The sequence below is a fragment of the Streptomyces vietnamensis genome, from assembly GCF_000830005.1.
Lineage (GTDB): Bacteria > Actinomycetota > Actinomycetes > Streptomycetales > Streptomycetaceae > Streptomyces > Streptomyces vietnamensis.
Genome location: NZ_CP010407.1, coordinates 68207 through 92139 on the forward strand (window position 1 = coordinate 68207; position 23933 = coordinate 92139).

The following is a 23933-nucleotide window of genomic DNA, read 5'->3' on the forward strand; positions in this document are numbered from 1 at the left end:
AGATTGTTTTCTCCTTGAGGGTTACCAGGGGATGACGAAATCGACCGTGGCCGCCGGCTTACCCTTGGATTCATTCGCCGCGCCGACCCAGTAAGCGACGGTGTACGTCTTCCCGGACGCCAGCCCGTCGTTTCCAGCCGGGACGACCGCCGCTCCGAACGAGGCGCACTTTCCGATCTCATTGGGGCAGACCCAGTCCCAGTCGATGCGGTGGGCGGTGTCCAACTGACCCTTCTCGTAAATCCCGATCCAGTCCCTGTTCTTCTGCGCACCGGGATTCCACCCCAAAGGGCCGTAGTAGGGAACCACGACGCCGGTGTCATCGTCAGGAATGTTGAGACCCTTCTGATGGATCTGCGCGGTGGTGTACGTTGGTTCAAGCAGCATGAAATCAGAATCATAGGAGGGCTGGCTCGTGACATACGACGCGGTCGTCAGTGCCTGGCCACCAGATTTCGTGGATGTCCCCGTAAGACCCAGCGTCGCCAGCACGGTAACGGCGATGGTGGCTACCACCAGGGGGAGAAGTGATCCGCGTCGGCGATCCGCCCGACGCTTGGGGATTCTCATTTCAGTTCCTTCATAAAATCACGTCGGCTCGCCATACCGAGGACCGCCGACTCTCGACATAATTCAATGGCAATTGAATCGCCCCCTCCCCCGCAAGAAGCAAAACTTCACACTTCATCTTCCGTGGTGCGGCGAGTGCTCCAATTTTTCCATTCTCTGCTATCGACTCGCTAATGAATCACTACTGATCAGAAAAGGTTCGGATTCTGGGTCGTTGGCGGGGTGTTAGTGATCTGATGGGGCACGCGCGGCATCTGTCGCCGTCGGCGCAGAAGGCCCTGCGGCGGCGGTGTTCGAGGGCGTCGCTGAAGGCGGTCGACATCTGGGGTGAAGTGCAGGCCGGCGGCCGTGAGGCGCTGGTCATGCGCCCGCGGGGGCGGTGGGGTCTGTCCTTCCAGCGCCCGGACAAGCGGGCCGTGGAGCAGGACCCGGAGGCCGTGTGCCGCCAGCACGAGGAGGTCTGGCCGACGATCCGGGCGAAGGCGGGGAAGAGCGGCGGCGAGGTCGCTATCCGCTCCGACTGATGAGTTCGTGCATGGTTGGCGGTGGGAGCCGGGTCTCGATGCCTGATCATGTTCGTGTGGTGAGGAACGGGTCCCGTGCAGCGATCATCAGCGATCGGAGGATCACAGGGCTGTCGGTCGATGTGATCGCCGAACTCGTCGCTGAGGTTGGTCCGTTGTGGCACGAACGGCACCGGGCGAGGCTGGAGTCCAGGCCGCGGAAGCGGGCCGTCGGCGCCGGTGCGAAGCATCTGCTGGTCTTCGTCGACCGGCTCCTGGCCACGCTCGTGCACCTCCGTCACGGGGCCACTCACGACATGTTGGCCTGCTGGTTCGGGGTCGACCGTTCCACGATCACCCGGACGATCGGCGAGGTGCGGCCGCTGCTCGCCGAGCGAGGCTGCACCGTCGCCAACGGCATCCGGCTCCGCACCCTCGCCGAGGTCATCGACCACCTCGGCGCCAGCGGACAGACCGGGATCATCGACGGCACCGAGATCCGCGTCCGCAGGCCCGCAGCCGGACGCAAGGACCGGGACACCTACATCTCCGGGAAGAACAAGCAGAACGCTGTCAAGACCATGGTCCTGACCGACCAGAACGGAAGGATGCTGTTCAGCAGCCCGGCCACACCAGGCAGCTGCGCGGACATCACCCATGCCCGCCAGTTAGGGCTGATCAAGCTCCTGGCGGACGGTCCAGCGGTGGAAATCCTCGCGGACGCCGGCTACCAGGGTCTGGGCGCCCAAACCGGCGGGCGCGTGGTGACGCCACCCCATCGCAAGTTCAAGAAGAACGCCCCGGACTGGTATGAGGAAATGCACGAACGGCAGCGCAAAGCGCATTCCTCCAGGCGGATCCGCGTCGAGCACGGCATCGCCCATCTCAAGAATTGGCGGACTCTCGCCCGCCACTTCGGCCGCCGCGAGCACATGAGTGACACGGGCCAGGCCGTCGCCGGCCTGCTCTCCCTCCAGCAGACCGCAGACCTGAACCCACGACGGCAGAGGTGAGCACCAGGCCCGCCGGAGCCCTCGACGCCGCACCGCTTACCGTGCACGAGCTCGTTGGGTTAGTGACGCTCGTGACATTGTGCCGTTCGTAGTCGACAGGGCTGTGGTAGCCCAGGGCGGAATGTCGCCGCTTGCGGTTGTACCAGGCCGACCAGGCGAAGACCGCCACGCTGGCCTGAGGGCGGGTCATCCAGCGTGAGCCGTAGGGCAGTTCACGCTTCAACGTGGCGAAGAAAGACTCCGCCAGGGCGTTGTCGTAGCTGGAGCCGACCCGACCCATCGAGCGGCGTATCCCAGGTGCCCGGCACACCTCGGCGAACGCCGTCGACGTGTATTGCGTCCCGCGGTCGGAATGGAACACCACGCCTCGCACGTCACCTCCCCGCACAACCACGGCGGCTCTGACCGCGTCGACGACCAGATCGGCGCGCATGTGCTCGGCCAGTGACCAGCCCACGACCCGCCGCGAGTGCATGTCGATCACCGTGGCCAGGTACATCCGCGACCCGCCGACCGGCAGGTACGTGATGTCCCCGCACCAGCGGACATCCGGTGCCGGAGCGTCGAAGACGGGTCCCACCAGGTCCGGTGCCGGCGGCACCGCCTTGTCCGCGACCGTCATGCGCACGCTGCGCCGCAGGTGCCGCCCGGCCGGCCCGCGCTCGCGCATCAGCCGGGCGACCCGCTTGTGGTTCACCGGTCCGTGCCGCTCCCGCAGCTCCCGGGTGATCCGCGGGACACCGTAGGCGCCGTTCGACTCGCCGTGGATCTCCTCGATCCGCGCACCCAGGTCCTCGTCAACGGCCCTGCGCGCGGCCCGCACGGCCGCCGCGGCGACCCACCGGTAGAACCCGGAAGCCGACACATCCAGCACCCGGCACAGCCGCCGTACTCCATACAGGTCACGATGATCGGAGATGAACCGCCAGCGGCCGGTCATCGGCCCGTCTCCTTGGCAAAATATGCGGCTGCCTTCCGCAGGATCTCGCGTTCCAGCTCCAGCTCACGGACCTGCTTGCGCAGGCGCTGCAGTTCCTCGCGCTCCGCCGGGCTCAACGGGCCCTCACCGCCCTCACCGGACGTGGCCGCTTCCGCCCGCGAGCGCGCGACCCACTGACGCAGCGACTCCGGGTTGACGCCCAGCTCCCGCGCCACCGCCCCGATACGCCGCCCACCGGACTCCACCAGCGCGACCACGTCCCGCTTGAACTCCCCCGAGTACCTCGCAGTACCCATGAGGACATCCTCTCCACGAACCCGAAGATCCGGTTCTCAGAAGTGTCCACTGTTCAGGGTAAAGCCCAGCGCGGCGGTAGCCCTCGGACGCGGTCTCCCTGGTCTTCGCCGGGCCGGTGGGCACCGCCGGGCCAGGTCTGCCGAGGGCGACATCGGCCGAACCGGCGACGGGGGGAAGCGCCAAGCGTCAGGATCCGCAGGGAGTTCACGACGGTGCGGCCCGGCGCCTTGTTGGCGGCCGCGATGATGCGGGTCTGCTTCAGCCGGGCCTTCATCGCCCACACCGACGAATCCGCCGGAGCAGACCGGAAACCTACAGCAGCGCGTCGTGGTCAGGCGGAGGGGCGCCGCCTGGTGCCGCCGCCGCTGCCGTTCAGCGGGATCAGGGTCTCCAGGTGAGCGCCCTTGACCCAGGAGCCCAGCAGGTCGCGGTGCAGGGCCACGATGTCCTGGCGCAACGCCAGGCCCAGCGCGTCCTTTGTGAACGCGCGGCAGGTGGTGACGAACAGGGCGACGTCCGCGCCGTGCTCGAGACGGGCGGTGCCGACGAACTTCTGCATGTCCTGCGAGGGCACGCTTCGGTGCGGCGCGTACTTCTTGCACTGGATGACCAGCTTGCGGCCGTCGGCCAGGTAGCCGACGACGTCCGCGCCCAGGTCTCCGCTCTTGCCGCTGACGACGACCTTTGTGCAGCCGTCCCGTCGGCACAGCTCCGCGATGTACTTCTCGAATTCCTGCCACGTCAGGGCGTCAACCTGAGCCATGGACAACTCGCGCGCCCGGGCCTCCTCCTGTGCTCGCCACGCGTGGTCCCGGCTGACCGCCCGGCGGTGCGCCCGCAGCAGCGCCCAGCCAGCCCCGCCCAGTGCGGCCGCGGCGAGCACCGTCACCAGGACGGGCCACACCGTCGACCAGTTCGCGGCGACCCACACCGCTGCGGCCAGCGCCGCCACCGCGCCCCAGCCCTGCAGCTGCCTGCGGGTCTGCTTCTTCAAGCGCCAGCGCCGTCGACGTGCCGCCATCACTCCCCCGCCCCCTGGAGCCGTGATCCGCAGTGCGCGCCGACGGGTGCTGTCCGGGCGGTGTGTGGGCGGGGGCTCATCGGCTGGCCTGAGAAACGCCACTCGTGAACTGCCCCAGGATGTTCAAGATCCCCTGACCGGCCGGGGTGGGGGCGAGCAGGACTCCCAGTGCCAGGACGATGACGACGGTCAGTTTCTCGTCGAAGCGGCTGCGGGCCTCCGTGCGTCGCCGAAGCCGCCAGATGACGACGACTGCGAGCAGCACCGCCACGTTGATGGTCACCAACCGCCCCGACCTCCCGCCGACCAACTTCACCCACGGACGGCTGGATGTTGCCGCCAGCCTTCTTGTGTAGCGGCACCTCGGTGATGTTGGAGGCGGGTTGCCGACGAATGGCACAAAGCCATCGGACCTGGCCGAATAATGCGCGGCGCACTTCGGCCGCCACGGCTCGCCCGGTCGGCACGCCTTACACAGCCGGTAGTCCCGTCCTCCCCGCGGTCCGAGAGTTCCCACGCCCCGGGGCGCCCCAGCCTGCAATCAAGTGCCTTGCTGGAAAGGGCGTAGGGACAGCTTCGATCAGGGGAGGGTGACGTTGTTGAGAGCGTTGTGGGTGGGCAGGGTGTGGGCGGCATTGTCCTGCTGATCGCCGTTTCCGAAGCTCTGGGACAGGAGTCCGAGCCCGGGAAGGTTGTTACCGACGCTGTCGGCTGACGCCGCCCCGGCCGAGGCGAGGACGGCGGTGACGGCGACAGCGGCGGAGCCGAGGAAGCGGCGGTTGAAGATCGTCATGCCGTGCTCAACGAAGCCGGCCGCGACAGGGCACGGGACTCATGCCGCCCGCCACCATCGCCAGCGCTGCTCCGGCACCGTCGGCGCGAGGTCGTCGGCAGCCGCGAAGGACGTCGCCGTGATGACGGCGCGGTCGTCGTCGACTCGGGATCCTCCCTCGGGGCCGACGGGCAGGCCAGACTCGGCAGCCGCCTTCACGTACAGGTGATCGGCGCTCGCCACACCGCAAGAGCGATGGCCGCACAGGTGAGGGTGTCCGTCGGGGCCAGGGTGCTGGGCGAAGTGGCAGACCCGATCGGTGTACAGCTTGGTGGTCAGCTGCAAGCCACAGCCTCCGAGCAGCAGCCCGCACCAGAACGTGTCGTGCTCGTGCTGCTGGCGAAAGACATCCAGCTCGATCGCCTCCAGCGGGAGCATCAGCGGCTCTTCCGAGTACGCGCCGCCCAGAACCGCCGTCTGAATCTGCCGCCTGTCACCCCGCATGCCCCCCACCTTCCCCTCCAATTCAGCGTGCCATCACACCCACTAGCTCCGCAGCCGATCATCGTGTCCACCCCTCCGCACGTGAAGGAGAACAACGTGACGGTCGTACTCGGTGCTCCTCTGCAGCGCGGGGGATGATGGGGAGGGAATGACGGAACGCGAGGTCAGGAGCTTCCATGGCGAAGCGGGTTCACCAGCCGCGTGAGGACGCGGAGTTCGATTTCATCCTCGGGATGAGCGGGGTCCCGGTCCTCGCATACTTCATCGGGACATGGCCGAAGGCAATCGAGCCCTGCCGGACGATGGACCTCGTCGTGGGCGTCATCGCCGACGAGTACACGGGCCGCCTGACGGTCGTCCGCACCGACATCACGCGCTGTCCGGTCGCCACCGAGCGATACGAGGTCACCGGAGCCCCGTCCTACGTACTGCTGAAGGAGGGAGCGGTGGTGGCGCACGGCACGGGGCTCATGACCGTCGCCGAGGTACGGGAGTTCCTGGACGGCCACCTCTGAGGTGCTGCGGCATCGAGGCCCGTCACGCAACCCGCGGGCGTGCTGTCTCGGTTCCCACACGGCCGGCGCTGTTCCGCCCGGCAGCGCGTTCGACCCGGGCCCCCTGGATCGCGGCGGCGCGCACGGCTTCGGCGGCCTGGCGCTGCTGGGCGCGGATCTTCCCCAGCGACGCCGACGCCTCGCTTTCCTGGTCTTGCTCGATGTCGGAAAAGACACGGTCGGCAAGGTCGCGGCGGGCCTGTTCCTGCCGTACGACGGCGGCGGCCAGGGCCGGGTCCTCCTGGTGGGGCGGGACGACCGCGCGGTGGCAGCCGGCCGACGCGCTCTCCCTGGTCTTCACCGGCCCGGCCAGAACAACCGGCCGCGGGGCCGGTTCGTCGGCGGCCGCCGAGGACGTAGCCGTGGTGGCGGCGCGGGAGGTGAGGGCCAGGACGCGCACGGTCTGAACATTCACGTTGGGCACCGCCTTGTTGACGGCCTCGATGAGCTTCGGCGCGATCCAGCGAACCTTCGTGCCGTACGCGGGGGCGTCGGGGACAACGTCCAGGCGGCCGGACCCGCCGTCGTACGCCACGGCCTTCACGTGTCCGGCGAGCTCGGGCGCGGCCGCAGTGAGGATGATCTCCCACTGGACCAGGACGCTGCCGCCGTCGGCCGGGGCAACCAGGCCGCGCACGGTCATCATCATGCCGATCGCCGTACCTAACGCGAGCGGCGCGCAGCCGTCGCGCACGAGGGTGGTGGTTCGCCGCTTCGGCTTCTGCCGGGTCTCGGTCTTCCGCGCCTTGGCCGCCTCGAGGGCGGCGAGGAGTGCCTGACGGGTGAGGTCGACACCGCTCGTCTCCGGTATGGGGCTCACGCGATCACCTCCAGGTTCTCGCCGTCCAGCGGGGTCCAGCGGGCGGGCGGCGAGCTCGGGCAGGCGCTGCGTCCACGGCGCGGACCAGTCTGTCTCTGTCGGTCGGGAGCTCCGGCGCCAACCTCCATGACAGCCAGGCCCTCATCCCGCTGGTCCAGGGCATGCCGTCGGCCCCTTCACACCGCGGCCGACGTCAACGCAAGCCCGGCAAGCTCCATACCGACAAAGGCTGCGACTGCCGCCACCTGCGACGATGGCTCTTCGGCCGAGGCGTCCGGCGCCGCATCGCCTGTAGAGGCATCGAGAGCTCTCAGAGGCTCGGACCACACCGGTGGACCACGGTCAGGCTGTCGGGCTCGGTGTACGAGTGGGGATTCCGCGTCGGTCGGCGAGTCGAGCAGCTATCAGGCAGAACGCCGGTGCGAACAGCAGCTCGGCCGCGAGAGCTTGCCAGGGTGCATCCGCGGCGGTGCTCTCATCGGCCAGCTCTCCAAATACCGCAGAGAGCGAGAAGGCAATCAAGTTGTTCACCGTATGAACGGCGATGACCGCCTCCAAACCACCCGTACGGATGGTGAGCCAGCCCCACCAGGCTGCCGAGTAGCACAGCAGCAGGAACCCTGACATCTGCCCGAAGCCGTGGGCCAAGGCAAACAGCAGCGAGGCCACAGCCACCCCGGGCCATGGCGAGCGAAGAAACCCGCCGAACAGCTGGACCAACCAGCCGCGGAAAACGAACTCCTCGGCAGCAGCCTGGAATGGAACGAGCGCCCACAGCACCAACAGACTCAGCAGAAGTTCGGACCAGCCGGGCATCTCCCCGGTCACGGTCTCAGAGCTCTCCTGGAACAGGTCCCAAACGATCAGCACGAGGTTCTGGACAACGAGCACGACCGCAGCCAGCCCGAAGCACCATCCCAGCCACCCCCACCGCAGCCGTCCGGTGACGGACGCGAGGGTGCCGGCAGGCCGTTTCCCGCACACACGGACGGCAAGGAGCACGGCCGGGGTCCACAAGGCGAGGCCCACCAGCAGGACAGCATTGTCGAGCAGCGGATCGGCGAAGAATCTGTCGCTGTCGTCCGGAGCCCACCCCAGTTTCAGTACCGTGCCGGCGACGGCAGAGCCGATGAACACAAAGATCATCCCGGCCACCATCAGGGCAAGGACGAGGAAGAACTCCCCAGTTCGCGCCCAAGTGCGCTGGCGCCCATTGCGCCCTTGCTCGTGGTAAGCGGCCCCTGGGGGCACGGTCGTCGGTCCAAGTACGCGGGCCGGCGGCATGGGACCCTGCAGGCTCCACGCACCCGGTGGAGTGGGCCATGGCTGTGCAGCGGGCACTCCGTCCTGCGGCGGAGGCGCCCAAGAGTTGTGGGTGCGGTGCGGAGGTCCTGGTATCGGATCGGACATCGTCTGCTTTCTCGAACTACGCATGCACGGAGCGCTGTCCCTGAAGTCTGTCACTCCGCTCTCAGCCATGAAATCTCTTGCACGTACTACGCGGTTCAGTCGACCGTCCAGGCAAACATGGGGAACTGGAGATTGGTCGGCGGTGCCCGCCGCCGCTCGGCGGCCGGACGCCCGGTCGGCTCCGCCAGGTGGGCACGTCCGGCAGCGGACCGAGCGGATCGAGGGTGAGGTCGTGTCCGTCCGCGCGGCGGGTCAGCCAGCCCGGGAGAGCCGCCGCCGACCCCGACACCGGCGCGGGCCCGCTGGATCGCGGCAGCACGGATGGCTTCGGCGGCCTGGTCTTGGGTGGTGCTGTGGATGGCGTACAGTTGGACCTTCCGACGCGGGGTGGAGCAGCTCGGTAGCTCGCTGGGCTCATAACCCAGAGGTCGCAGGTTCAAATCCTGTCCCCGCTACTGAAGTGACGTGAGGCCCGGATCCTGTGGATCCGGGCCTCACGCGTGCGCCTGCATCTCAAGCTGTCCGTCCGGCTCTCGCCGCCCGGGCCGGCGAGGCCCTCCCTCTGCCGTGCAGGAGGCAAAGGGCCCTCACTACATGATGAGAGCCCGAAGTGGTCCTGTTGAATCGACATCAGTAAGGATCTTCAGCGTCGCCGCTCGAGGGTGAGAACGGCCTTGGTGATTGACGTGAGTCGGTTGGAGCTGATGCGGGCTTTGCGGAAGATCCGCCAGGCCTTGAGGCGGGCGAAGGCCCGCTCGACCGGGAAGCGGAGTCGTGCGTGTGCACGGTTGACGGCTGCTTGTCTCATGGTGAGGGGGCGTCCGAGGTGGCGTTTGAACGGCACCTGGAACGTTCCGCCGGCCCCTGCGTAGGCCTTGTCGGCGAGGACGGGGATCCGCAGTCGTTCACAGACGGTGACGATGCGGTGGGTGCGGGCGGCGGTGATGTCGACGGTGCGGCCGGGCAGTGCCGGCGAGTACCAGATCAGCTCGCCCGCCGGATCGGTGACGGCCTGGATGTTCACGCCATGCCGTCGGGCCTTGCCCGAGTAGTCCCGTTCGCGATCGCCGACCCGGTCGCACTCGGCGATGGTGCCGTCCACCAACACGTATGCGGGACGCGCCCGGCGCAGTGCCTGGGTCAGGGACGGTGCCCTCGCGGCGAGGAGCTTGATCACGCTCTGTACGTAGGCGTGGGCGGTGCCCTCGCTGATCCGGAAGCCCGCGGCGAGCTTGGCATAGGTGGTGTGCTCGCGCAGGTAGACCAAGGCGATGACCGCGCGCTGCGAGGGCCGCAGTTTGCAGCGGCGGTCACCCTCGCGGGTGACGATCAGCATCGTGACCCACTCCACGAGCGCGTGCGGCAGGTCGAGTGCGGCAGGATAGGTGACCAACGAGGCCTCCGGTCGCAGCGGTTGAGACGTCAGACATCTCGAACCATTGCCCGAAGGCCTCGCCTGCTATCCAGCCTCGACCGTCACCCGATCGGTGACCACTCTGAAGATCCTTACTGAGCCGTTTTCATCCTGAATAGCTGCAGGTCAGCAGCATGTGGACGGCTTGGACGATGGTGCTGATGCGGCGGGTGGAGCATCTGGCTCGTCGGAGGATTCGCCAGGTCTTGAGCTGCGCGAAGGCCCGTTCGCCGGGTGCCCTCAGTCGGGCGTGGTCGCGGTTGAACTGCTGGTAGTGCTCGGGATGTTCGCGGTGGCGGTAGTACGGGGTGCGGACGGTGGCGCCGGCGCCCTGGTAGGCGCGGTCCGCGAGGACGAGGACATGCCGGGTGAGACAGGCCTGGACGATGCCGTGAGCTCGGGCCGCGGTCAGGTCGTGGGTGCGGCCGGGTGTCGCCCGGGAGAACCACAGCGGTGTGCCGTCGGGCCGCGCGATGACCTGCACGTTCATGCCGTGCTTGCGGTGCTTTTGCGAGTAGTACGGCTCGTCCGCCTTGATGCGGTCGATAGGAATCAGGGTGCCGTCCACGATGACGAAGTCGCCCTCACCCAGCCCGGTCAGGGCCTCGTGCAGACCCGGCGCCCAGGCGGCGAGCACTTGGATCGTCTCGTCGACATAACGCCAGGCAGTGGCTGTCGAGATCCCGAAGCCGGCCGCCAGGGCGGGCAGCGTCTCGTTCTTGCGCAGGTGCACCAGCACGAGCAGGGCCTGCTGGAAGCATCCCAGCTTCCGCCACCGCGAACGGCGTTCACACCTTCGTGCATAGATGAGCCAGGAAACATGCTCGACCAGCTCATGCGGGACGTCGACCATGGCACGATACGGGACCAAGCGAGGCTCCTCGGACGATGCGTGGTGCGTAGAGAACACCACCGCAACGACCAGGAGCCTCGCCTCGTTGCGCACCTCTGCTGACCTGCCATTTCACCCCACAGAGACAGGATGAAAACGGCTCACTCAGGTTCGGGGGCGTCGCAAGCAAATGATGCTGCAGGCGAGTTGGAGCAGGCCGAGGTAAAGGTCTGCACGTATCTCGTAGCGGATGCGCAGACGTTTGAACTGGTGGAGCCAGGCGAAGGTCCGCTCGACGACCCAGCGGGTCTTGCCCGGTCCGGAGCCGTGTGGGACACCTCGGCGGACGATCTCGGGTGTGATGCCGCGGGTCCTGAGGATGCGGCGGTACTTGTCGTAGTCGCGGTCGGCGAACAACCAGCCTGGCCGGTGCCTGGGGCGCCCCCGGACTCCACGGACGCGAGGGATCGCGTCCGGCAGGGGCGTCAGCTGGGTGACATCGTGCCTGTTTCCGCCGGTCATCGTGATGGCGAGGGGTGTGCCGTGCCGGTCGACGATCAGGTGGTGCCTGCTGCCCGGCCGCGCGCGGTCGACCGGCGAAGGTCCGGTGTGAGCCTCCCTCTCAGGGCCCGTACATGCGAGCCGTCGATCGCGGCATCGTCTATGTCCAGCAGGCCAGCCTTGCGTAGCTCGGCAAGGAGAACCTCATACAGGCACGGCCACATACCGGCCTCGGGCCGGTCCCCCCGGCGCCGCCAGGCCGTCCTGCCCTCTTCCAGCCGTGACGGGCGTGCTAGAACGGTGTCGATCATGAGTTCGTGCGGGAGGGAAAGCAGATGAAGGCGAAGTATGGGATCGTCACGGCCGCGATGCTGGTGGCGGTCGGCGCGGCCTGGGCCGGCGCCGGTGGCACGGCGACCACGCAGAACGAGAGCGCGACGCCGTCCGTCATGCTGACGGGGGAGCCGCTGGCGCCGCCCGCCGCGCCCGCGCCGACCGCGCCGATCGCCACCCACAGCTTGCACAGCTCCTAGTAGTGCTCCGTCAGGTTCTGAGTCCGGTCGTGTTGCGGGGCAGGCGGCGGCCGCAGGTGGTGCAGGTGCCGGTCCAGTACTGCAGCAGGTCCTGGAGGGCCTCGAGGACCTGGTAGAGGGTCAGGCCGGCATGGGTGCTTTGGGGTCGAGCCGCCGCAGGGTGAGGAAGGCCTGGGCGGCGGTGACGAGGGTGACGTGGCGGTGCCGGCCGCGCCAGGTCCGGCCCTCGAAGTGGTCCAGGCCCAGGCCGTGTTTGAGCTCGCGGTAGTCGTGCTCGATCCGCCACCGCATCTTCGCCCGCCGCACCACGTCCTCGACGGGTGTGACCGGCGGCAGGTCGGAGATCCAGTACCCGGCCGGGACGGTCTCCTCGGCGGGCCACTCGACCAGCACGGTCCGCACCGGCAGCACTCCGTCCCACTGGTAGTGCCCTCCGCCGGCGTCCTGGGCGGCCCGCGGGGCCTGCTTGCCCGCCGGTCGCACCCGCAGCATCGCAAACCGTGAGGTCATCAGCCCCTTGCTGCCTTCACGCCAGGTGACCTCACGGAAAGCGGAGACAGACGCGTCGGCAGCCAGCCTGGGCAAGGCTTGTGGCGGGGTGCGACAACGCGGCAGCGTCGGTGGTCCGAGCCCGCCGTCCACTCCCGGGGCAGGTAAAGCTGCCGGTTCAACGGGCATGAGGCGGTGTCGGTCGCCGCTTGGATGCTGACGGCGACCTGGCAGTTCGCCCGCTTGCCCAGCGCTCCGCAGTACTGCCGGGCCACTCCCACCGACGCGGTGCCGCACTTGGGGAACGACACATCCTCGATCACCCACACCTCGGGTTCAACCGCCCTGCTCAACCGCTCGGCGATCCGCCGCCGCGCTGGCAGCGGATCCCCACGGCTACTGGTTCACGAACTGCTGCAGGGCCTGCATGTTCCCGTCCGGCAGCCGCTCGGCCATCGGCTGGATCGACTTGCGCCGCCTGTCCAGCACCAGGCCCCGCAGGCAACACCCGCTCCACCGGCGCTGATCCCGCCGCGGAAGTGAGGCGAACACATCGGCAACGAACTCCGACAACTCATCCCTGAGCCGTTCCACCTCTCCAAGCCTCATGGCCGGAAGATGCCCACCACCAGGAAAGATCACCCGACGTGACGAAGCACTACTAGCGCCGGTGAAGGGCCAACCCCGACTCGCTCATCGCGATCGCCACGCAGTAGCCATCAAATTCGCCCCGCCGCGGCCGCCAACGACCACTGGTGCTGACCACGTCGGGGCCAGCACCAGTCCCAGACCGGGCGCCCCCAGTTGCACCCCCCTCATTGGAGGGGCGGCCTCATGCCTTGGACGGCGCACCACTGCCATGGCGCTGCCGCTGGCGGTGTTTGCGCATGGACACCTGCGAGCCGCAGCCGGTGCTGCAGTACAGCCCCGCTCCGTTTCGGGTGCGGTCGAAGAAACCGAAATGGCATGGGGGGTTCCGGCAGGCCTTGATGCGTCCCCAGTCGCTGCCCTGGGCAAGCGTCGTCACCGCGGCCAGTACGGTTCCGAATGCGCCGGGCACACCGGTCTGCGGCGAGGCAAGCTCTGCGCCGTCGGCCGTCACCACGGCCGCCAGGGGGTAGAGCGACCCCACACGTCGCAGGTGCCGCTCGGCGTGCAGCAGCGGCTCGCCCAGGCCTTCCTCGTCGCCCGAGTGCGCGAGCAGCACCGTCACCAGGGCGTCACGCAACTCGCGCGCGACCGCGGCGTCGGCGTCGGTCACCACGGATTCGCCGTCGAACTCGTCGCGCTCCGCCAGCCACGCCGCGAACGAGCGCCCGTCTTCGAACAGTTCTCGGCGACCCGATCCGTCCGCGCGGGTGTTCACGAACGCGAGAACGGTCTCCACCGTCGGTGCCACGGTGCGCGGGCTGGGCTTGGAGGATTCGGGTGCCGCATTGCTCATAGGTCCACCCTACATCAAGGCAATCGGGGCTAATCCTTCTAGGAGGCAACCTAGGCGTGCAACCGAGTTGACCTGTTGCGAGCTAACGACTTACGGTCGCAACATGACTGAAGAACTCAACCACCAGACCCACCCTCGCACCTGGCTGATCACCGGCGCGACGTCCGGCATCGGCCGCGAACTGACGCTCCAGGCGCTGGCGAACGGCGACACCGTCTCGGCCCTCGCCCGCGACACCTCCTCCCTGGACGAACTGGCGCAAGCGCACGGTGAGCGCCTGCTCCTCATCCCGGCGGACGTACGTGACGAGCAGGCCGTCCGGGACGCAGTGGACGGCACGCTCGCACGGTTCGGCCGCATCGACGTCGTGGCCAACAACGCGGGATACGGACTGTTCGGAGCCGTCGAAGAGGCCTCCGACGCCCAGGTGCGTGCCGTGTTCGACACCAACGTCTTCGGAGTGCTCAACGTGCTCCGCGCAACCCTGCCGGTGCTCCGCGCCCAGCGGTCCGGCCACGTCCTCCAGGGCTCGTCCGTCTACGGGCAGTCCGCCCATCCCGGCGTGGGCCTGCTGGCCGCCACCAAGTACGCCGTCGAGGGGCTGTCGGACGCGCTCGCGGCCGAACTCGCACCGCTCGGCATCAAGGTCACCCTCATCCAGCCCGGGATGACCGCGACTCCCTTCCTCGCCAACCTCGACGTCGCAGCCGGCCTCTCCGACTACGATCAGACCGTTCGAGAGGTCCAGAAGGCCATCGGAGAGCTGCCGCCGTCCGCGTTCTCCGCCGCCGCGCGGATCGCCGAAGGCATCCGAACCGCGGTCGACAGCCCCAACCCTCCGCTGCGCCTCGCCCTCGGCACCGCCAGCGCGACGGCCATGCGCCCCGCTCTGGAGGCACGGATCGCAGACCTGGACAGCTGGCAGAACGTGACCGGCGCCGTCGACAGGTAGCAAGACCCTTCCCGCCGGGAACACGGTCATGACGGAGGCGGCCCGGCCCTCCTCACCGCCCGGCCATGACCAAGGGGTCTGGGTCGAAGCCACGGCAGATGACTTCGGCCCAGACCCCTGTACCACCACTGCTCCGCGGCCTCCCCGGCGAGCGTCGCCCGCGGCTCGTCCACCGCCGACCTGGGATGGTCACAGCCGGGTGGACATCGATCCGATTGCCCATGTCGAACTCGAACCGGCCGTAGAGGTTGACATGGGTCCAGAACAGCGGGGCCAGCGCGCGCCGATCGGCGTCGCCGAGTGTCACTTCGCCGGAGTTCCTGGAGAGCAGGCCTAGGGCCGGCGGTGCCGCGGGGCCATCCCCGCCGGTGCGGGGAGCAGCGGACGGCTTCGACCTCACGAGCGTCGCCGCGATTCCGCCCGTCCCGGGCGCCTTGTCCGTGGTGAAGGCCGCGGTGGGGTCGCCAATCGGTGACCGGTCCACCGTCGGGTGGGTGCCCGGAGCCGCTCGTGACGCCGACCGGGTCGACGCACGTCGGCGAACAGCCGGCCGAGTCCTGCGGTGAGATCCGTACGGGGTTGGCGGAGGTCGACGGCGCGCTCGCGCTCTTCGTCCAACGCGGCGACCAGCTCAGCAAGGACATCGGTGAGCTGAAGCATGACGTCGAGGTGTTGAAGCGGAATCGCCGGCCGCTGCCCGTTCTCGGTGCCGTGGCGGGCCTCGGCTCGCTCGGGGTGACTGTACGCCCTCGCCGCCCACGGGCAGGTGCGAGTGACACCGAACCGGCACGTGCCGTCCGTCCCGGCCTTCCCGAGTGAATGGATGCGCAAATCAGGACAAAATAACACTCTTGGCATTAGATTCCTCTTCCAGTGGGCGGTCCGGCATCGACGACCGTCACTTCCTTGGGCAGGGGGCATCGGTGGAGTCCGACGAGCAGGGCAGCGCCTGCGGGGTTCGTGCCGTCCCGGCAGGCCGGTGGCGCCGTCGACTCCCGGCCCGCAGCAGGTCCCCGGCCGGTCGGGAGTCGCTCCGGCAACCGACAGACCCCGTCGACGAGGTACGCCATGACCCATGCGGAAAGCAAGACCGAGGCCTTCTCCGGCGATTCCCCGCCCGCGGCCAAGCTGACCCTTCTGACACTCACCGCCATGGTCGTGGGCTCCATGGTCGGGGCCGGTGTCTTCTCCCTGCCGCGGCGGTTCGCACAGGAGACCGGCGTCGCCGGCGCGCTGATCGCCTGGACGGTCGCCGGCCTGGGCATGCTGATGCTCGCCTTCGTCTTCCAGACCCTCGCGGTCCGGCGCCCCGACCTGGACGCCGGCGTCTACGCGTACGCCAAGGCCGGGTTCGGCGAGTACCTCGGCTTCTTCTCCGCCTTCGGCTACTGGGCCAGCGCCTGCGTCGGCAACGTGACCTACTGGGTCCTGATCATGTCGACGATCGGTGCCGTCGCCCCGGCACTCGGCGACGGTGACACCGCCCTCGCCATCATCCTGTCCTCCGCCGGACTCTGGTGCTTCTTCCTGCTCGTCCGCCGCGGAGTGAAGGAGGCGGCCGCGATCAACCGGATCGTCACCGTCGCCAAGATCGTTCCCATCATCGTCTTCATCATCCTGGCGCTCTTCTACTTCGAGCCGTCCGTCTTCGCGGACAACTTCGGCGGCGCCGACTACGCGGGCTCACTGTTCAACCAGGTCCGCGGCACGATGCTCGCCACCGTCTTCGTCTTCCTCGGCGTCGAGGGCGCGAGCGTCTACTCGCGGCACGCCAAGCGCCGGGAGGACGTGGGAAGGGCCACGATCCTGGGCTTCCTCAGCGTCTTCGCGATCTTCGCCTCGGTGACCATCGTGTCGTACGGCATCCTGCCCATGAGCGAGATCGCCGAACTCCGGCAGCCCTCCATGGCGGGCGTCCTGGAGGCCGCCGTCGGCACCTGGGGCAAGGTCTTCGTCAGCGTCGGCCTCATCGTGTCCGTCCTCGGCGCCTATCTCGCCTGGACGCTGATGGCCGCCGAAGTGCTCTTCGTCGCGGCCAAGGACAAGGACATGCCCCGCTTCCTCGGGCGGTCCAGCGGCGACGACGTCCCGGTCCCGGCCCTTCTGATGACGACGTCCCTCAGCCAGATCGTCCTGGTCGTCACGGCCTTCTCCGACGACGCGTTCAACTTCGCCCTCGACCTGACGAGTTCCCTGAGTCTCATCCCCTTCCTCCTGGCCGCCGCCTTCGCCGTGAAGATCGCGCTGCGGCCGCGGGCGGAGCAGACCGCCGGGAACGGCACGCGCGGCGAACTCGTCGTCGCCGTCCTCGCCACCCTCTACACCGCGTTCCTCCTCTACGCGGCCGGACTCAAGTTCGTCCTCGTCTCCTTCATCCTCTACGCCCCGGCCACCTTCCTGTTCGTCAAGGCCAGGAGGGAGCAGAACCGGCGTCTGTTCTCCCCGGCCGAGGCCGTCATCTGCGCGGTCTCCGTCGTCGGGGCCGTCGTCGGTGTCGTCGCCCTCGCCGCCGGCTGGATCGAGCTCTGAACCCGTCAGGACACATGTCCGGCTTCCCTCGGAAAGGTTGACCATGACAAGCACCGAGACCAGCTCCGCCCCGTCCGCGCTCGGCGTCCATTCCGAAGTCGGACGGCTGCGCAAGGTCCTGGTCTGCGCCCCCGGGCTCGCGCACCGCCGTCTGACCCCGACCAACTCCGACGACCTGCTCTTCGACGACGTCATGTGGGTGGAGAACGCCCAGCGGGACCACGCCGACTTCGTCGACAAGCTCACCGAGCGCGGCGTCGACGTCGTCGAGCTGCACCGACTGCTCGCCGAGACCGTGGCGATCCCCGAGGCGAAGGCCTGGCTCCTCGACCGGAAGATCGTGCCGAACGAAGTCGGCCTGGGACTGGTCGACGACACCCGCGCGTTCCTCGACTCCCTCGCCCCGCGCGAGCTGGCCGAGTTCCTCATCGGCGGACTGTCCACAGCCGATCTGCCCGAGGAGTTCCGCTCCGGGTACGTGTCCCTGGCCCGGGAAGGTGTCGGTGCACGCGAGTACCTCATGCCGCCGCTGCCGAACACGCTCTACACCCGCGACACCACCTGCTGGCTGTACGGCGGACTCACCCTCAACCCGCTGTACTGGCCCGCCCGCCACGGCGAGACCCTCCTCATGAAGGCCGTCTACACCTTCCACCCCGACTTCAAGGGCTCGACCGTCTGGTGGGGCGACCCCGAACAGGACTGGGGCCAGGCCACCTTCGAGGGCGGCGACATCATGCCGGTGGGCAACGGGGTCGTCCTCATGGGCATGAGCGAGCGCACCTCGCGCCAGGCCATCACCCAGGTCGCCGCCGCCCTGTTCAGGAACGGTGCCGCCGAGCACGTGATCGTGGCGGGCATGCCGAAACTGCGCGCTGCCATGCACCTCGACACCGTTTTCACCTTCGCGGACCGTGACATCGTCACGCTCTATCCGAGGATCATGGACGCCGTCCACACCTTCTCGCTGCGGCCGAGCGACAAGGCGCCGGGCGTCGAGATCATCGACGAGGGCACCACCCCGTTCGTCGACGTCGTCGCCAAGGGCCTCGGTCTGCCGCAACTCCGGGTGATCGAGACCGGCGGAGACGTCTACGCCTCCGAGCGCCAGCAGTGGGACAGCGGAAACAACGCCGTCGCGCTCGAACCCGGTGTCGTCTTCACGTACGACCGCAACACGCAGACCAACACCCTGCTGCGCAAGGCAGGGGTGGAGGTCATCACCATCGTCGGCGCCGAGCTCGGCCGCGGGCGCGGCGGCGGCCACTGCATGACCTGCCCGCTGATCCGCGACGCCGTCGACTTCTGAGCCGACCACGACGCACCGCGTACCGACGCCCACGGTCCGCCGACTCCCCGGAAGGGAGCCGGCGGACCGTGGGCGTCGACCGGGTCCCGGCCGGCGGTACGTCGCACGGCCCCTGGGGTCAGCCCGCCGTCTCGGGGGCGGGACCGGCGAGCTGCTCGGCGAGCTCCCGCTCGCTCTCCTCCGGGAGGGAGGTCTTGAGGACGGTTCCGCCGAAGGGTTCCATGGCCGCGGCGAACCGGTCCTCGGTGATCTTGGAGGCCATGATCACGACGGCTGCCGAACCCGGGGCGAGGAGATCGCTCACCTTCTTCCGGAAGCCGTTGTCGACACCCATCTGGGTCAGCTTGCCGATGAGACCTCCGAGGGCCGCGCCCACCACTCCGATCCCCGGAGTGAGGATCAGAATGCCGAAGACCAGCCCCCAGAGGGCGCCGGCCGTGGCGGAGACGGCGATCTCCTCACGTCTCGCGGGGGTGTCGACATGGGTCTCTCCGTCGTCGTCGACCTTGACGACGGCGAGACCGCTCAGTGTGACGACGTGTTCGTCACGGAGCTTTTGAACCGTCGCGAAGGCCTTGACCGCGGCCTCGTGATCGTCGTAGCCGATGACGATGAGTTCGGACATGCGCTGATCCTCCTCAGTACCTCTGCGCTGCGGTGAGCCGTGGCGTGAGCACCGGCTCGGGGGGCTGTCGGCTGATGACCACGGACTGCTTCCGCTCGCCCGGGGCGAGGTCCTCGGCGCCGACGAACTGGGTCTCGACGACCTTGCCCGACGGGTCGAGGAAGTCGACCCGGGCGGCGTAGGACGCCTTCGCGTTCGTCTTGTTGGTGATGGTGACGACGACGGTGAGCAGGCCGTTCGTGTCGGCCCGGGGCTTGCCGGTCATCCCGACCTCGTTCAGAGCGTTCCCCCTGCCCTCGACGCCCTTCAGAGCGTCCTCCGCCGCCTGCCGGGAGCGTTCGAGCTCGGCGCCGATCGACGCCTGGCGCGACGCCTCCCGGGCAGAGGCCGAGGCCGCCGCGGACGAGGCCGAGGCCTGCGCGGATGCGATCCGCGACTCTGCCGCCGAGGCGACCGAGGAGGGGTGCTCGCCGGAGAACGAGGCGGTGTCGGGCGCCGTGGGGCGCTCGCTGAACGCGGGTCTCCCGGCCTTGTCCCCGTCCGAGCCGCAGGACACGAGGCCGGCTACTGCGAGCGCGCTCGCGACGACGGCGACGGCGGCGCTCGCCGCCCGAGCGCGGACCGGCCGGCCCGCGCGGGGCAGTGGGGTGTTCACGGTGCGTTCCTCCTGTGGCGCGCGGTCGTGGGCGATGGCCGTTGCGTCGTCGTCAGAAGCGCAGCACGGCGGCGATGCGGTTCGCGTCGGCCAGGGAGCCGTCGGGGACGAATCGCACCTCGGCGCCCTTTTCCAGGGCCTGTTCGACGATCTCGTCCACGATGTCGTCGCGGGAGTCGAGGTCGGAGGCGTCCGCGGGTTCGAGGTGGTCGCCGTAGTCGCGCACGACGGTCCGGTAGTGCTCCTCGACGGCGAGCAGACGGATCCGGCCCTCCTTCGCGGCCTGGTGCACCTCGTCGAGACCGCCGGCGTACTCGTGCCGGCCCCGTGCCGCGTCCAGCTCGGCCAGCAGGGTGGCCGTCACGGCCTCCGCGTGGGCGGCGAGCAGCGGGGACACCGCCTTGCGTACGGCCTCCCCGGGCCCGCGTCCGAGACCGCCCTGATGGAGGGTGGCCGTACCCTGCGGCAGCGATCCGGTCTCTTCCAGGAGCGAGACCGCGGGGGCCTCGCCGATCACGTACAGCGGGCGGGGTTCGGAGGCGAGGACGGTCCGCAGGGCCTCGTGCGCCTCCCGGAAGAAGGTGCGCGTGTCCTCGTCCCGGAAGGTGCTCGGGAGATCTCCGATACGTTCCTTGCGTTCGGCGTCCGGGTCCTCCAGGCTCCGGGTCAGCGGGAAGCCGTCGGCCGTGTGCTCGACGGCCCGCTCCGGCCCTCCGTTCCACAGGGCGATGCGGTCCGCCGCCACGGTCAGCGCCCAGTAGGGCCGCTCGGCCGACCGGGCGGCGACGAGGTTGCGCGTGAGGAACGTGTCGGCGATCACCACCCGCTCCGGGACCGTCCGGGCCACCGTCCACACCTGGTGCTCGCCCGGCGCCACGTAGATCACCAGGCCGTCCTCCGCATGGACGAGGTCGATCTCGGCGACCGCCCGTTCCAGCTGGCTCAGCACGTCCGCACGCCGCTCCCGCGTCACGCCCGGGTCGTCCTCGAGCTCCTTCTCCGCCCGGGCCAGGAGGTTGCGCAGCCGTACGGGGTCCTGCGCATTGTCCGGTTCTCGGCGGTGGGTCGGCATCACGAGCGACACGGCGGGGTACGGGCGGGGCCGGCGCAGCTCGGCCAGCGCGCCGGTGCTGAGTGCGGGGTACATGAATACACCTTCCGAAGGTCGTTCCCCGCGGACGTCGACGAAACGGTTCGACGGGTCGAAATGGTCCCGCCGTCGGCTGCCGGCGCGGGCGGGGCGTCCGAGGTCTGGGCGCGCCGAAGTTCGGCCCGTATTTGACATCTTTGCCCGAAATCGATCTGTTCGCGAGTTGATGGGCCGGCCGCCGAATGAGGCCTCCCCGACGCGCAACCCCGTTCGCACGCCCTCTGAAGACGCGCGAACGGGGCGATCGCGGGTGGTTGACGGACGGGTTCGTCGGTGCCGGCTACGAACCCGTCGTCGGAGCGGCCAGGACGCTGTCGCGGTACGGCGTCAGAACGACCGGACCCATCGCCGGTGTGACGAGTGAGTCACCACGCCGACGACGAGGGGCTCTGCCGCGTCACCGCCCTCACTGACAAGCCCATTTCACCCCTGCGCACCAGGATGAAAACGGCTCACTGAAACCCCTCGTCGAGATACTTCTGCCGCGATCCCGCTGCAGTGAACGAGGATCCGCACCGCTGGCGAGAGCCTTCTCCGGGATGCGGTCCTGCCGCAACCGGTCGAGGCCCACGGGCAGCGGGCCGACCAGCTTGTCCAGCCAGAACGTTCCGACCGGCCTTCGGGTCGCCGTGCGGTCGGTGGAGCGGTGGCGTCAGGCCTGGCGGCAGGGCGGTTCGGCCGGCCGCAGTCGCCGCCCGGGCTCGGGGAGCGGCAGTTCGCTCAGCTGGAGCGGGAGTTGGAGAAGGGACCGCTCGCTCACTGCACGGGCTATCGCCGCGGTACGGGGACGAGGCGCAGGAGTGCGTGGAGGACGGCGTCGGTGGTGTCCTGCGCGGGCTCGTCGCCGACATGGGTCAGCAGGCGTGCCAGGACCCGCAAGAGATGCGGCGACGCCATCACTCGGGGGTGGAGGATCGGCCGGTAGCCGAACCGGGAGAAGAGCAGATCGCCCGCGAGGTTCCCCAGCCGGTAGTAGCGCGCCCATCGGCGCTGGATCTCGGCCGGGTACTGGTGCAGCGCGTGTTCCCGGCGCGGCCCGGCCGGTCGGGCCAGCGCCAGGGCGATGGTCTCCGCCGCCACCTCGGCGGCCTCCATCGCCTGGGCGATGCCCTCACCGCTCCACGGGCTGACCATGCCGGCGCTGTCACCCACGAGCAGCAGGCCCCGGCGGTACTGTGGTCGCCGGTTCAGGCCCATCGGCAGCGGCGCGCTACGCAAGGGGGAATCGGCGTTCCCTTCGTGCAGGCCCCACTCCTCGGGCAGGCGGGGGAGCCAGTGTTCCAGTGCCGCCCGCAGGTCCACGGGCCGGCGCCGCCGCTGCTGCGGCAGGGCTCCCAGGCCCACGTTGACGCGGCCGTCCCCCATGGGGAACACCCATCCGTATCCGGGCAGGTCGAGTCCGGTGCGGGGACAGCGCAGGTCGGCCCACAGCTCCAGGTAGGGGTCGTGGGTGCGGGCCTCGCTGCGGTAGTACCGGCGGGCGGCCGCCGCGACGGGTCGCTTCACATCCCGTTCGAACCCGAGGCCGAGAGCCGTACGCGCCGAGGCGCCGTCGGCCGCGATCACCAACGGGGCCCGGTAGCGCACCGGCTCCGCGTCCGGCCCACGCAAGGCCGTCACGCCGATGACGTGCCCCGCCCGGTCGGTCAGGGTGCCCGTCACCTTCACGTGGGTGCGCAGGCGCGCTCCGGTGGCGCTCGCGCGGGCGGCGAGCAGGTCGTCGAAGTCGTGCCGGCTGCGGGTGAGTCCGAAGTCGGGAAGGGCGCCCAGGCGGGGCCAGTCCAGCTCCGCCTGGTGTCCGTCGCAGACCCAGCGCATTCCTTTGTTGCGCATCCAGCCCGGCGCGTCGATGTCGATGCCCAGCCGCACCAACTGGTGCACGCCGCGCGGGGTCAGCCCGTCACCGCACACCTTCTCCCGGGGGAAACCGCTCTTCTCCAGGAGCAGCACGTCCACACCGGCTCGCGCCAGGTGTACCGCGGCAGCGGAACCAGCCGGTCCCGCCCCCACCACGATGACCTGCGCCTCCTCGTCACCGGCGCCTTCAGATCCCCCACGGCCGCCGTCGATCCCGTCGCTTTTGGTGATCACTCCCCTACTATGCCCGCCGCCGGGCACCGGCAGTCCGTTCGGCGCGGCAGAGGCGGCCGCCTGTCCGGGAAGGGCTTCGCGCGAGAGGTCGCGCCGGTGGTGGTGTACGTCGGGTGATCCCGGACAACCTCTGGCGAGACGTCTGGAGCATGAGGAGCGGATAGGAGTCCGCGGGGGCCGCGGTCCCCGGGCGGAGGGCCAGGGCCTGTCCGGCGGAGCAGGACCGGGCAGAGTCCATGCCGTGTCCTCTGGTTCAGGCCCGGCTCGCCCTCCGGCTCACGGGCCGAAGACGCAGGCCGGCATCCCGGGTGAGTAGCCGTCCTGGGCGACGGTCGGGGTGCCGATCCACCCGTCGTAGACGTAGCTGCCGTCGCTGAGCCTGTCCCAGGGGGTGAACGGCCTGCCGTACTGGGTGTGGACCCCGTCCCAACCGCCGTTGTTCACCTGGCAGACCACGTACACCATCGATTCGTAGTTCGCGGATCGGATGACGCGGGCACCGTAGTCCGCCCATTCACGCTTGAACACCCCGTCAGTGGCGTTCCCCCGGTGCCGGCCTTCGCCGTTCGCCGTGTTCTCGGTTGCCCTGGGCGGCCGGAGCTCCGGACCAAGCCAGGGACGCCGCCACCACAGCCATGGCTCCGGCCGCTCGTACACGCCGACCCATCAGCGTTCTCCTCTCCGTACTCACGTCCTCGTCCCCGCCTGTCGGCGAATGCCTTGAAGTGAATCCGGCCGGACCGGTCGGCCACCAGCGGATCGGCCACTCCCCACCAGACTCCGACCATGCCCACGCCCTTGACCGACGCCCGCCCGCAGCGCCGGCGCCTCGCCCTCACCCTGCGCCGCGTCCGGCAGGAGCGCGGACTGCCGCAGCGCGCCTTGGCACGGCTCCTGCATCTCAGTTCACACACGTCCGTCGGAGACTGGGAGCACGCCCGACGCGTACCCTCCGGCGACATCCTGGGCCGCTATGAGCGTCGCCTGGGGTTACCAGAAGGGAGT

The 23933-nt window shown here is 69.2% G+C and carries 23 protein-coding genes, 1 tRNA gene and 5 pseudogenes; 11 read left to right on the forward strand and 18 right to left on the reverse strand.

The genetic code is table 11. The features are described 5' to 3' along the window. Positions 1-21: 21 nt before the first annotated feature. Positions 22-570 (reverse strand): hypothetical protein, encoded by a 549-nt coding sequence (locus tag SVTN_RS00320; protein WP_041127301.1) that lies wholly within the window; start codon positions 568-570, stop codon positions 22-24. A 236-nt stretch (positions 571-806) separates the two neighbouring features. On the opposite strand from SVTN_RS00320, the gene SVTN_RS00325 reads away from it, so the two are divergent. Then, positions 807-1094, forward strand: a complete 288-nt coding sequence (locus SVTN_RS00325) for a helix-turn-helix domain-containing protein (RefSeq protein ID WP_041127302.1) — start codon at positions 807-809, stop codon at positions 1092-1094. After that, positions 1094-2086, forward strand: a complete 993-nt coding sequence (locus SVTN_RS00330; RefSeq protein WP_245727402.1) for a transposase — start codon at positions 1094-1096, stop codon at positions 2084-2086. Before SVTN_RS00325 ends, SVTN_RS00330 begins: the two co-directional genes overlap by 1 nt. A 61-nt stretch (positions 2087-2147) precedes the next feature. Here SVTN_RS00330 and SVTN_RS41615 read toward each other — a convergent pair. The 5 genes and pseudogenes from SVTN_RS41615 to SVTN_RS00360 form a co-directional block, all read right to left on the reverse strand. Next, positions 2148-3322 (reverse strand): annotated as a pseudogene (locus SVTN_RS41615) (IS3 family transposase); the annotation flags it as partial. Positions 3323-3654: 332 nt separating this feature from the next. Then, positions 3655-4344 (reverse strand): restriction endonuclease, encoded by a 690-nt coding sequence (locus tag SVTN_RS00345; RefSeq protein ID WP_063782227.1) that lies wholly within the window; start codon positions 4342-4344, stop codon positions 3655-3657. Positions 4345-4420: 76 nt separating this feature from the next. Beyond that, positions 4421-4630 carry a hypothetical protein gene (locus SVTN_RS00350; protein ID WP_041133342.1) on the reverse strand — a complete coding sequence of 70 codons (210 nt, stop codon included), beginning with the start codon at positions 4628-4630 and terminating at the stop codon, positions 4421-4423. A 294-nt stretch (positions 4631-4924) separates the two neighbouring features. Continuing rightward, positions 4925-5137: a hypothetical protein gene (locus SVTN_RS00355; RefSeq protein WP_041127305.1), complete on the reverse strand. Its 213-nt coding sequence runs from the start codon at positions 5135-5137 to the stop codon at positions 4925-4927. 39 nt (positions 5138-5176) lie between these two features. Continuing rightward, positions 5177-5620, reverse strand: coding sequence for a hypothetical protein (locus tag SVTN_RS00360; RefSeq protein WP_041127306.1), 444 nt, complete (start codon positions 5618-5620; stop codon positions 5177-5179). A gap of 176 nt (positions 5621-5796) precedes the next feature. On the opposite strand from SVTN_RS00360, the gene SVTN_RS00365 reads away from it, so the two are divergent. Then, on the forward strand, positions 5797-6135 hold the full coding sequence (locus tag SVTN_RS00365) for a thioredoxin family protein (protein ID WP_041127307.1): 339 nt from the start codon (positions 5797-5799) through the stop codon (positions 6133-6135). Between the two features lie 22 nt (positions 6136-6157). Here the strand turns inward: SVTN_RS00365 and SVTN_RS00370 are convergent, their stop codons facing one another. Then, positions 6158-6994, reverse strand: a complete 837-nt coding sequence (locus SVTN_RS00370; protein ID WP_063782228.1) for a DciA family protein — start codon at positions 6992-6994, stop codon at positions 6158-6160. 80 nt (positions 6995-7074) lie between these two features. Here SVTN_RS00370 and SVTN_RS45220 point away from each other — a divergent pair. After that, a pseudogene (locus SVTN_RS45220) lies at positions 7075-7341 on the forward strand (IS5/IS1182 family transposase); the annotation flags it as partial. Here the strand turns inward: SVTN_RS45220 and SVTN_RS00375 are convergent. Further along, positions 7337-8140, reverse strand: coding sequence for a CPBP family intramembrane glutamic endopeptidase (locus tag SVTN_RS00375; RefSeq protein WP_245727403.1), 804 nt, complete (start codon positions 8138-8140; stop codon positions 7337-7339). The pseudogene SVTN_RS45220 and the gene SVTN_RS00375 overlap by 5 nt on opposite strands. A 645-nt stretch (positions 8141-8785) precedes the next feature. Here SVTN_RS00375 and SVTN_RS00380 point away from each other — a divergent pair. Then, positions 8786-8859 (forward strand) — tRNA-Met (locus SVTN_RS00380). Positions 8860-9047: 188 nt separating this feature from the next. Here SVTN_RS00380 and SVTN_RS00385 read toward each other — a convergent pair. The 3 genes and pseudogenes from SVTN_RS00385 to SVTN_RS41620 all read right to left on the reverse strand — a co-directional run. Beyond that, positions 9048-9797 carry an IS5/IS1182 family transposase gene (locus SVTN_RS00385; RefSeq protein WP_041127309.1) on the reverse strand — a complete coding sequence of 250 codons (750 nt, stop codon included), beginning with the start codon at positions 9795-9797 and terminating at the stop codon, positions 9048-9050. 127 nt (positions 9798-9924) lie between these two features. Then, positions 9925-10671 (reverse strand): IS5 family transposase, encoded by a 747-nt coding sequence (locus tag SVTN_RS00390; RefSeq protein ID WP_041127310.1) that lies wholly within the window; start codon positions 10669-10671, stop codon positions 9925-9927. Positions 10672-10815: 144 nt separating this feature from the next. After that, positions 10816-11420, reverse strand: a pseudogene (locus tag SVTN_RS41620) (IS5 family transposase); the annotation flags it as partial. A gap of 66 nt (positions 11421-11486) precedes the next feature. Between SVTN_RS41620 and SVTN_RS00400 the strand changes: the two are divergent. After that, positions 11487-11684 (forward strand): hypothetical protein, encoded by a 198-nt coding sequence (locus SVTN_RS00400; protein WP_041127311.1) that lies wholly within the window; start codon positions 11487-11489, stop codon positions 11682-11684. A 120-nt stretch (positions 11685-11804) separates the two neighbouring features. Here the strand turns inward: SVTN_RS00400 and SVTN_RS00405 are convergent. Continuing rightward, positions 11805-12782 (reverse strand): annotated as a pseudogene (locus SVTN_RS00405) (IS701 family transposase). Positions 12783-13005: 223 nt separating this feature from the next. After that, on the reverse strand, positions 13006-13617 hold the full coding sequence (locus tag SVTN_RS00410; protein ID WP_041127312.1) for a CGNR zinc finger domain-containing protein: 612 nt from the start codon (positions 13615-13617) through the stop codon (positions 13006-13008). A gap of 103 nt (positions 13618-13720) precedes the next feature. On the opposite strand from SVTN_RS00410, the gene SVTN_RS00415 reads away from it, so the two are divergent. The 4 genes from SVTN_RS00415 to SVTN_RS00430 all read left to right on the forward strand — a co-directional run bounded on the left by SVTN_RS00415 (position 13721) and on the right by SVTN_RS00430 (position 18407). Next, positions 13721-14569: an SDR family NAD(P)-dependent oxidoreductase gene (locus tag SVTN_RS00415; RefSeq protein ID WP_041127313.1), complete on the forward strand. Its 849-nt coding sequence runs from the start codon at positions 13721-13723 to the stop codon at positions 14567-14569. 510 nt (positions 14570-15079) lie between these two features. Further along, a complete protein-coding gene (locus SVTN_RS00420) occupies positions 15080-15388 on the forward strand; it encodes a hypothetical protein (protein ID WP_052498803.1) in 309 nt (102 codons plus the stop codon). Positions 15389-15637: 249 nt separating this feature from the next. Further along, positions 15638-17098 (forward strand): basic amino acid/polyamine antiporter, encoded by a 1461-nt coding sequence (locus tag SVTN_RS00425; RefSeq protein WP_041127314.1) that lies wholly within the window; start codon positions 15638-15640, stop codon positions 17096-17098. A 43-nt stretch (positions 17099-17141) separates the two neighbouring features. Further along, the gene (locus SVTN_RS00430) at positions 17142-18407 is read left to right on the forward strand and encodes an arginine deiminase (RefSeq protein WP_041127315.1); all 1266 of its coding nucleotides are present in this window, start codon (positions 17142-17144) and stop codon (positions 18405-18407) included. Between the two features lie 118 nt (positions 18408-18525). On the opposite strand, the gene SVTN_RS00435 is transcribed toward SVTN_RS00430, so the two are convergent. The 5 genes from SVTN_RS00435 to SVTN_RS00455 all read right to left on the reverse strand — a co-directional run bounded on the left by SVTN_RS00435 (position 18526) and on the right by SVTN_RS00455 (position 23456). Beyond that, entirely contained in the window at positions 18526-19032 is a 507-nt protein-coding gene (locus SVTN_RS00435) for a DUF1269 domain-containing protein (protein WP_041127316.1), read from the reverse strand. A gap of 13 nt (positions 19033-19045) precedes the next feature. Next, positions 19046-19687, reverse strand: a complete 642-nt coding sequence (locus SVTN_RS00440; RefSeq protein WP_052498804.1) for an FxLYD domain-containing protein — start codon at positions 19685-19687, stop codon at positions 19046-19048. 52 nt (positions 19688-19739) lie between these two features. After that, on the reverse strand, positions 19740-20834 hold the full coding sequence (locus tag SVTN_RS00445) for a baeRF3 domain-containing protein (RefSeq protein ID WP_041127317.1): 1095 nt from the start codon (positions 20832-20834) through the stop codon (positions 19740-19742). Between the two features lie 771 nt (positions 20835-21605). After that, a complete protein-coding gene (locus tag SVTN_RS00450) occupies positions 21606-22928 on the reverse strand; it encodes a geranylgeranyl reductase family protein (RefSeq protein WP_425428936.1) in 1323 nt (440 codons plus the stop codon). Positions 22929-23204: 276 nt separating this feature from the next. Then, positions 23205-23456 (reverse strand): hypothetical protein, encoded by a 252-nt coding sequence (locus SVTN_RS00455; protein WP_041127318.1) that lies wholly within the window; start codon positions 23454-23456, stop codon positions 23205-23207. Between the two features lie 258 nt (positions 23457-23714). Between SVTN_RS00455 and SVTN_RS46490 the strand changes: the two are divergent. Further along, positions 23715-23912 (forward strand): annotated as a pseudogene (locus SVTN_RS46490) (helix-turn-helix domain-containing protein); the annotation flags it as partial. Between the last annotated feature and the right edge of the window lie 21 nt (positions 23913-23933).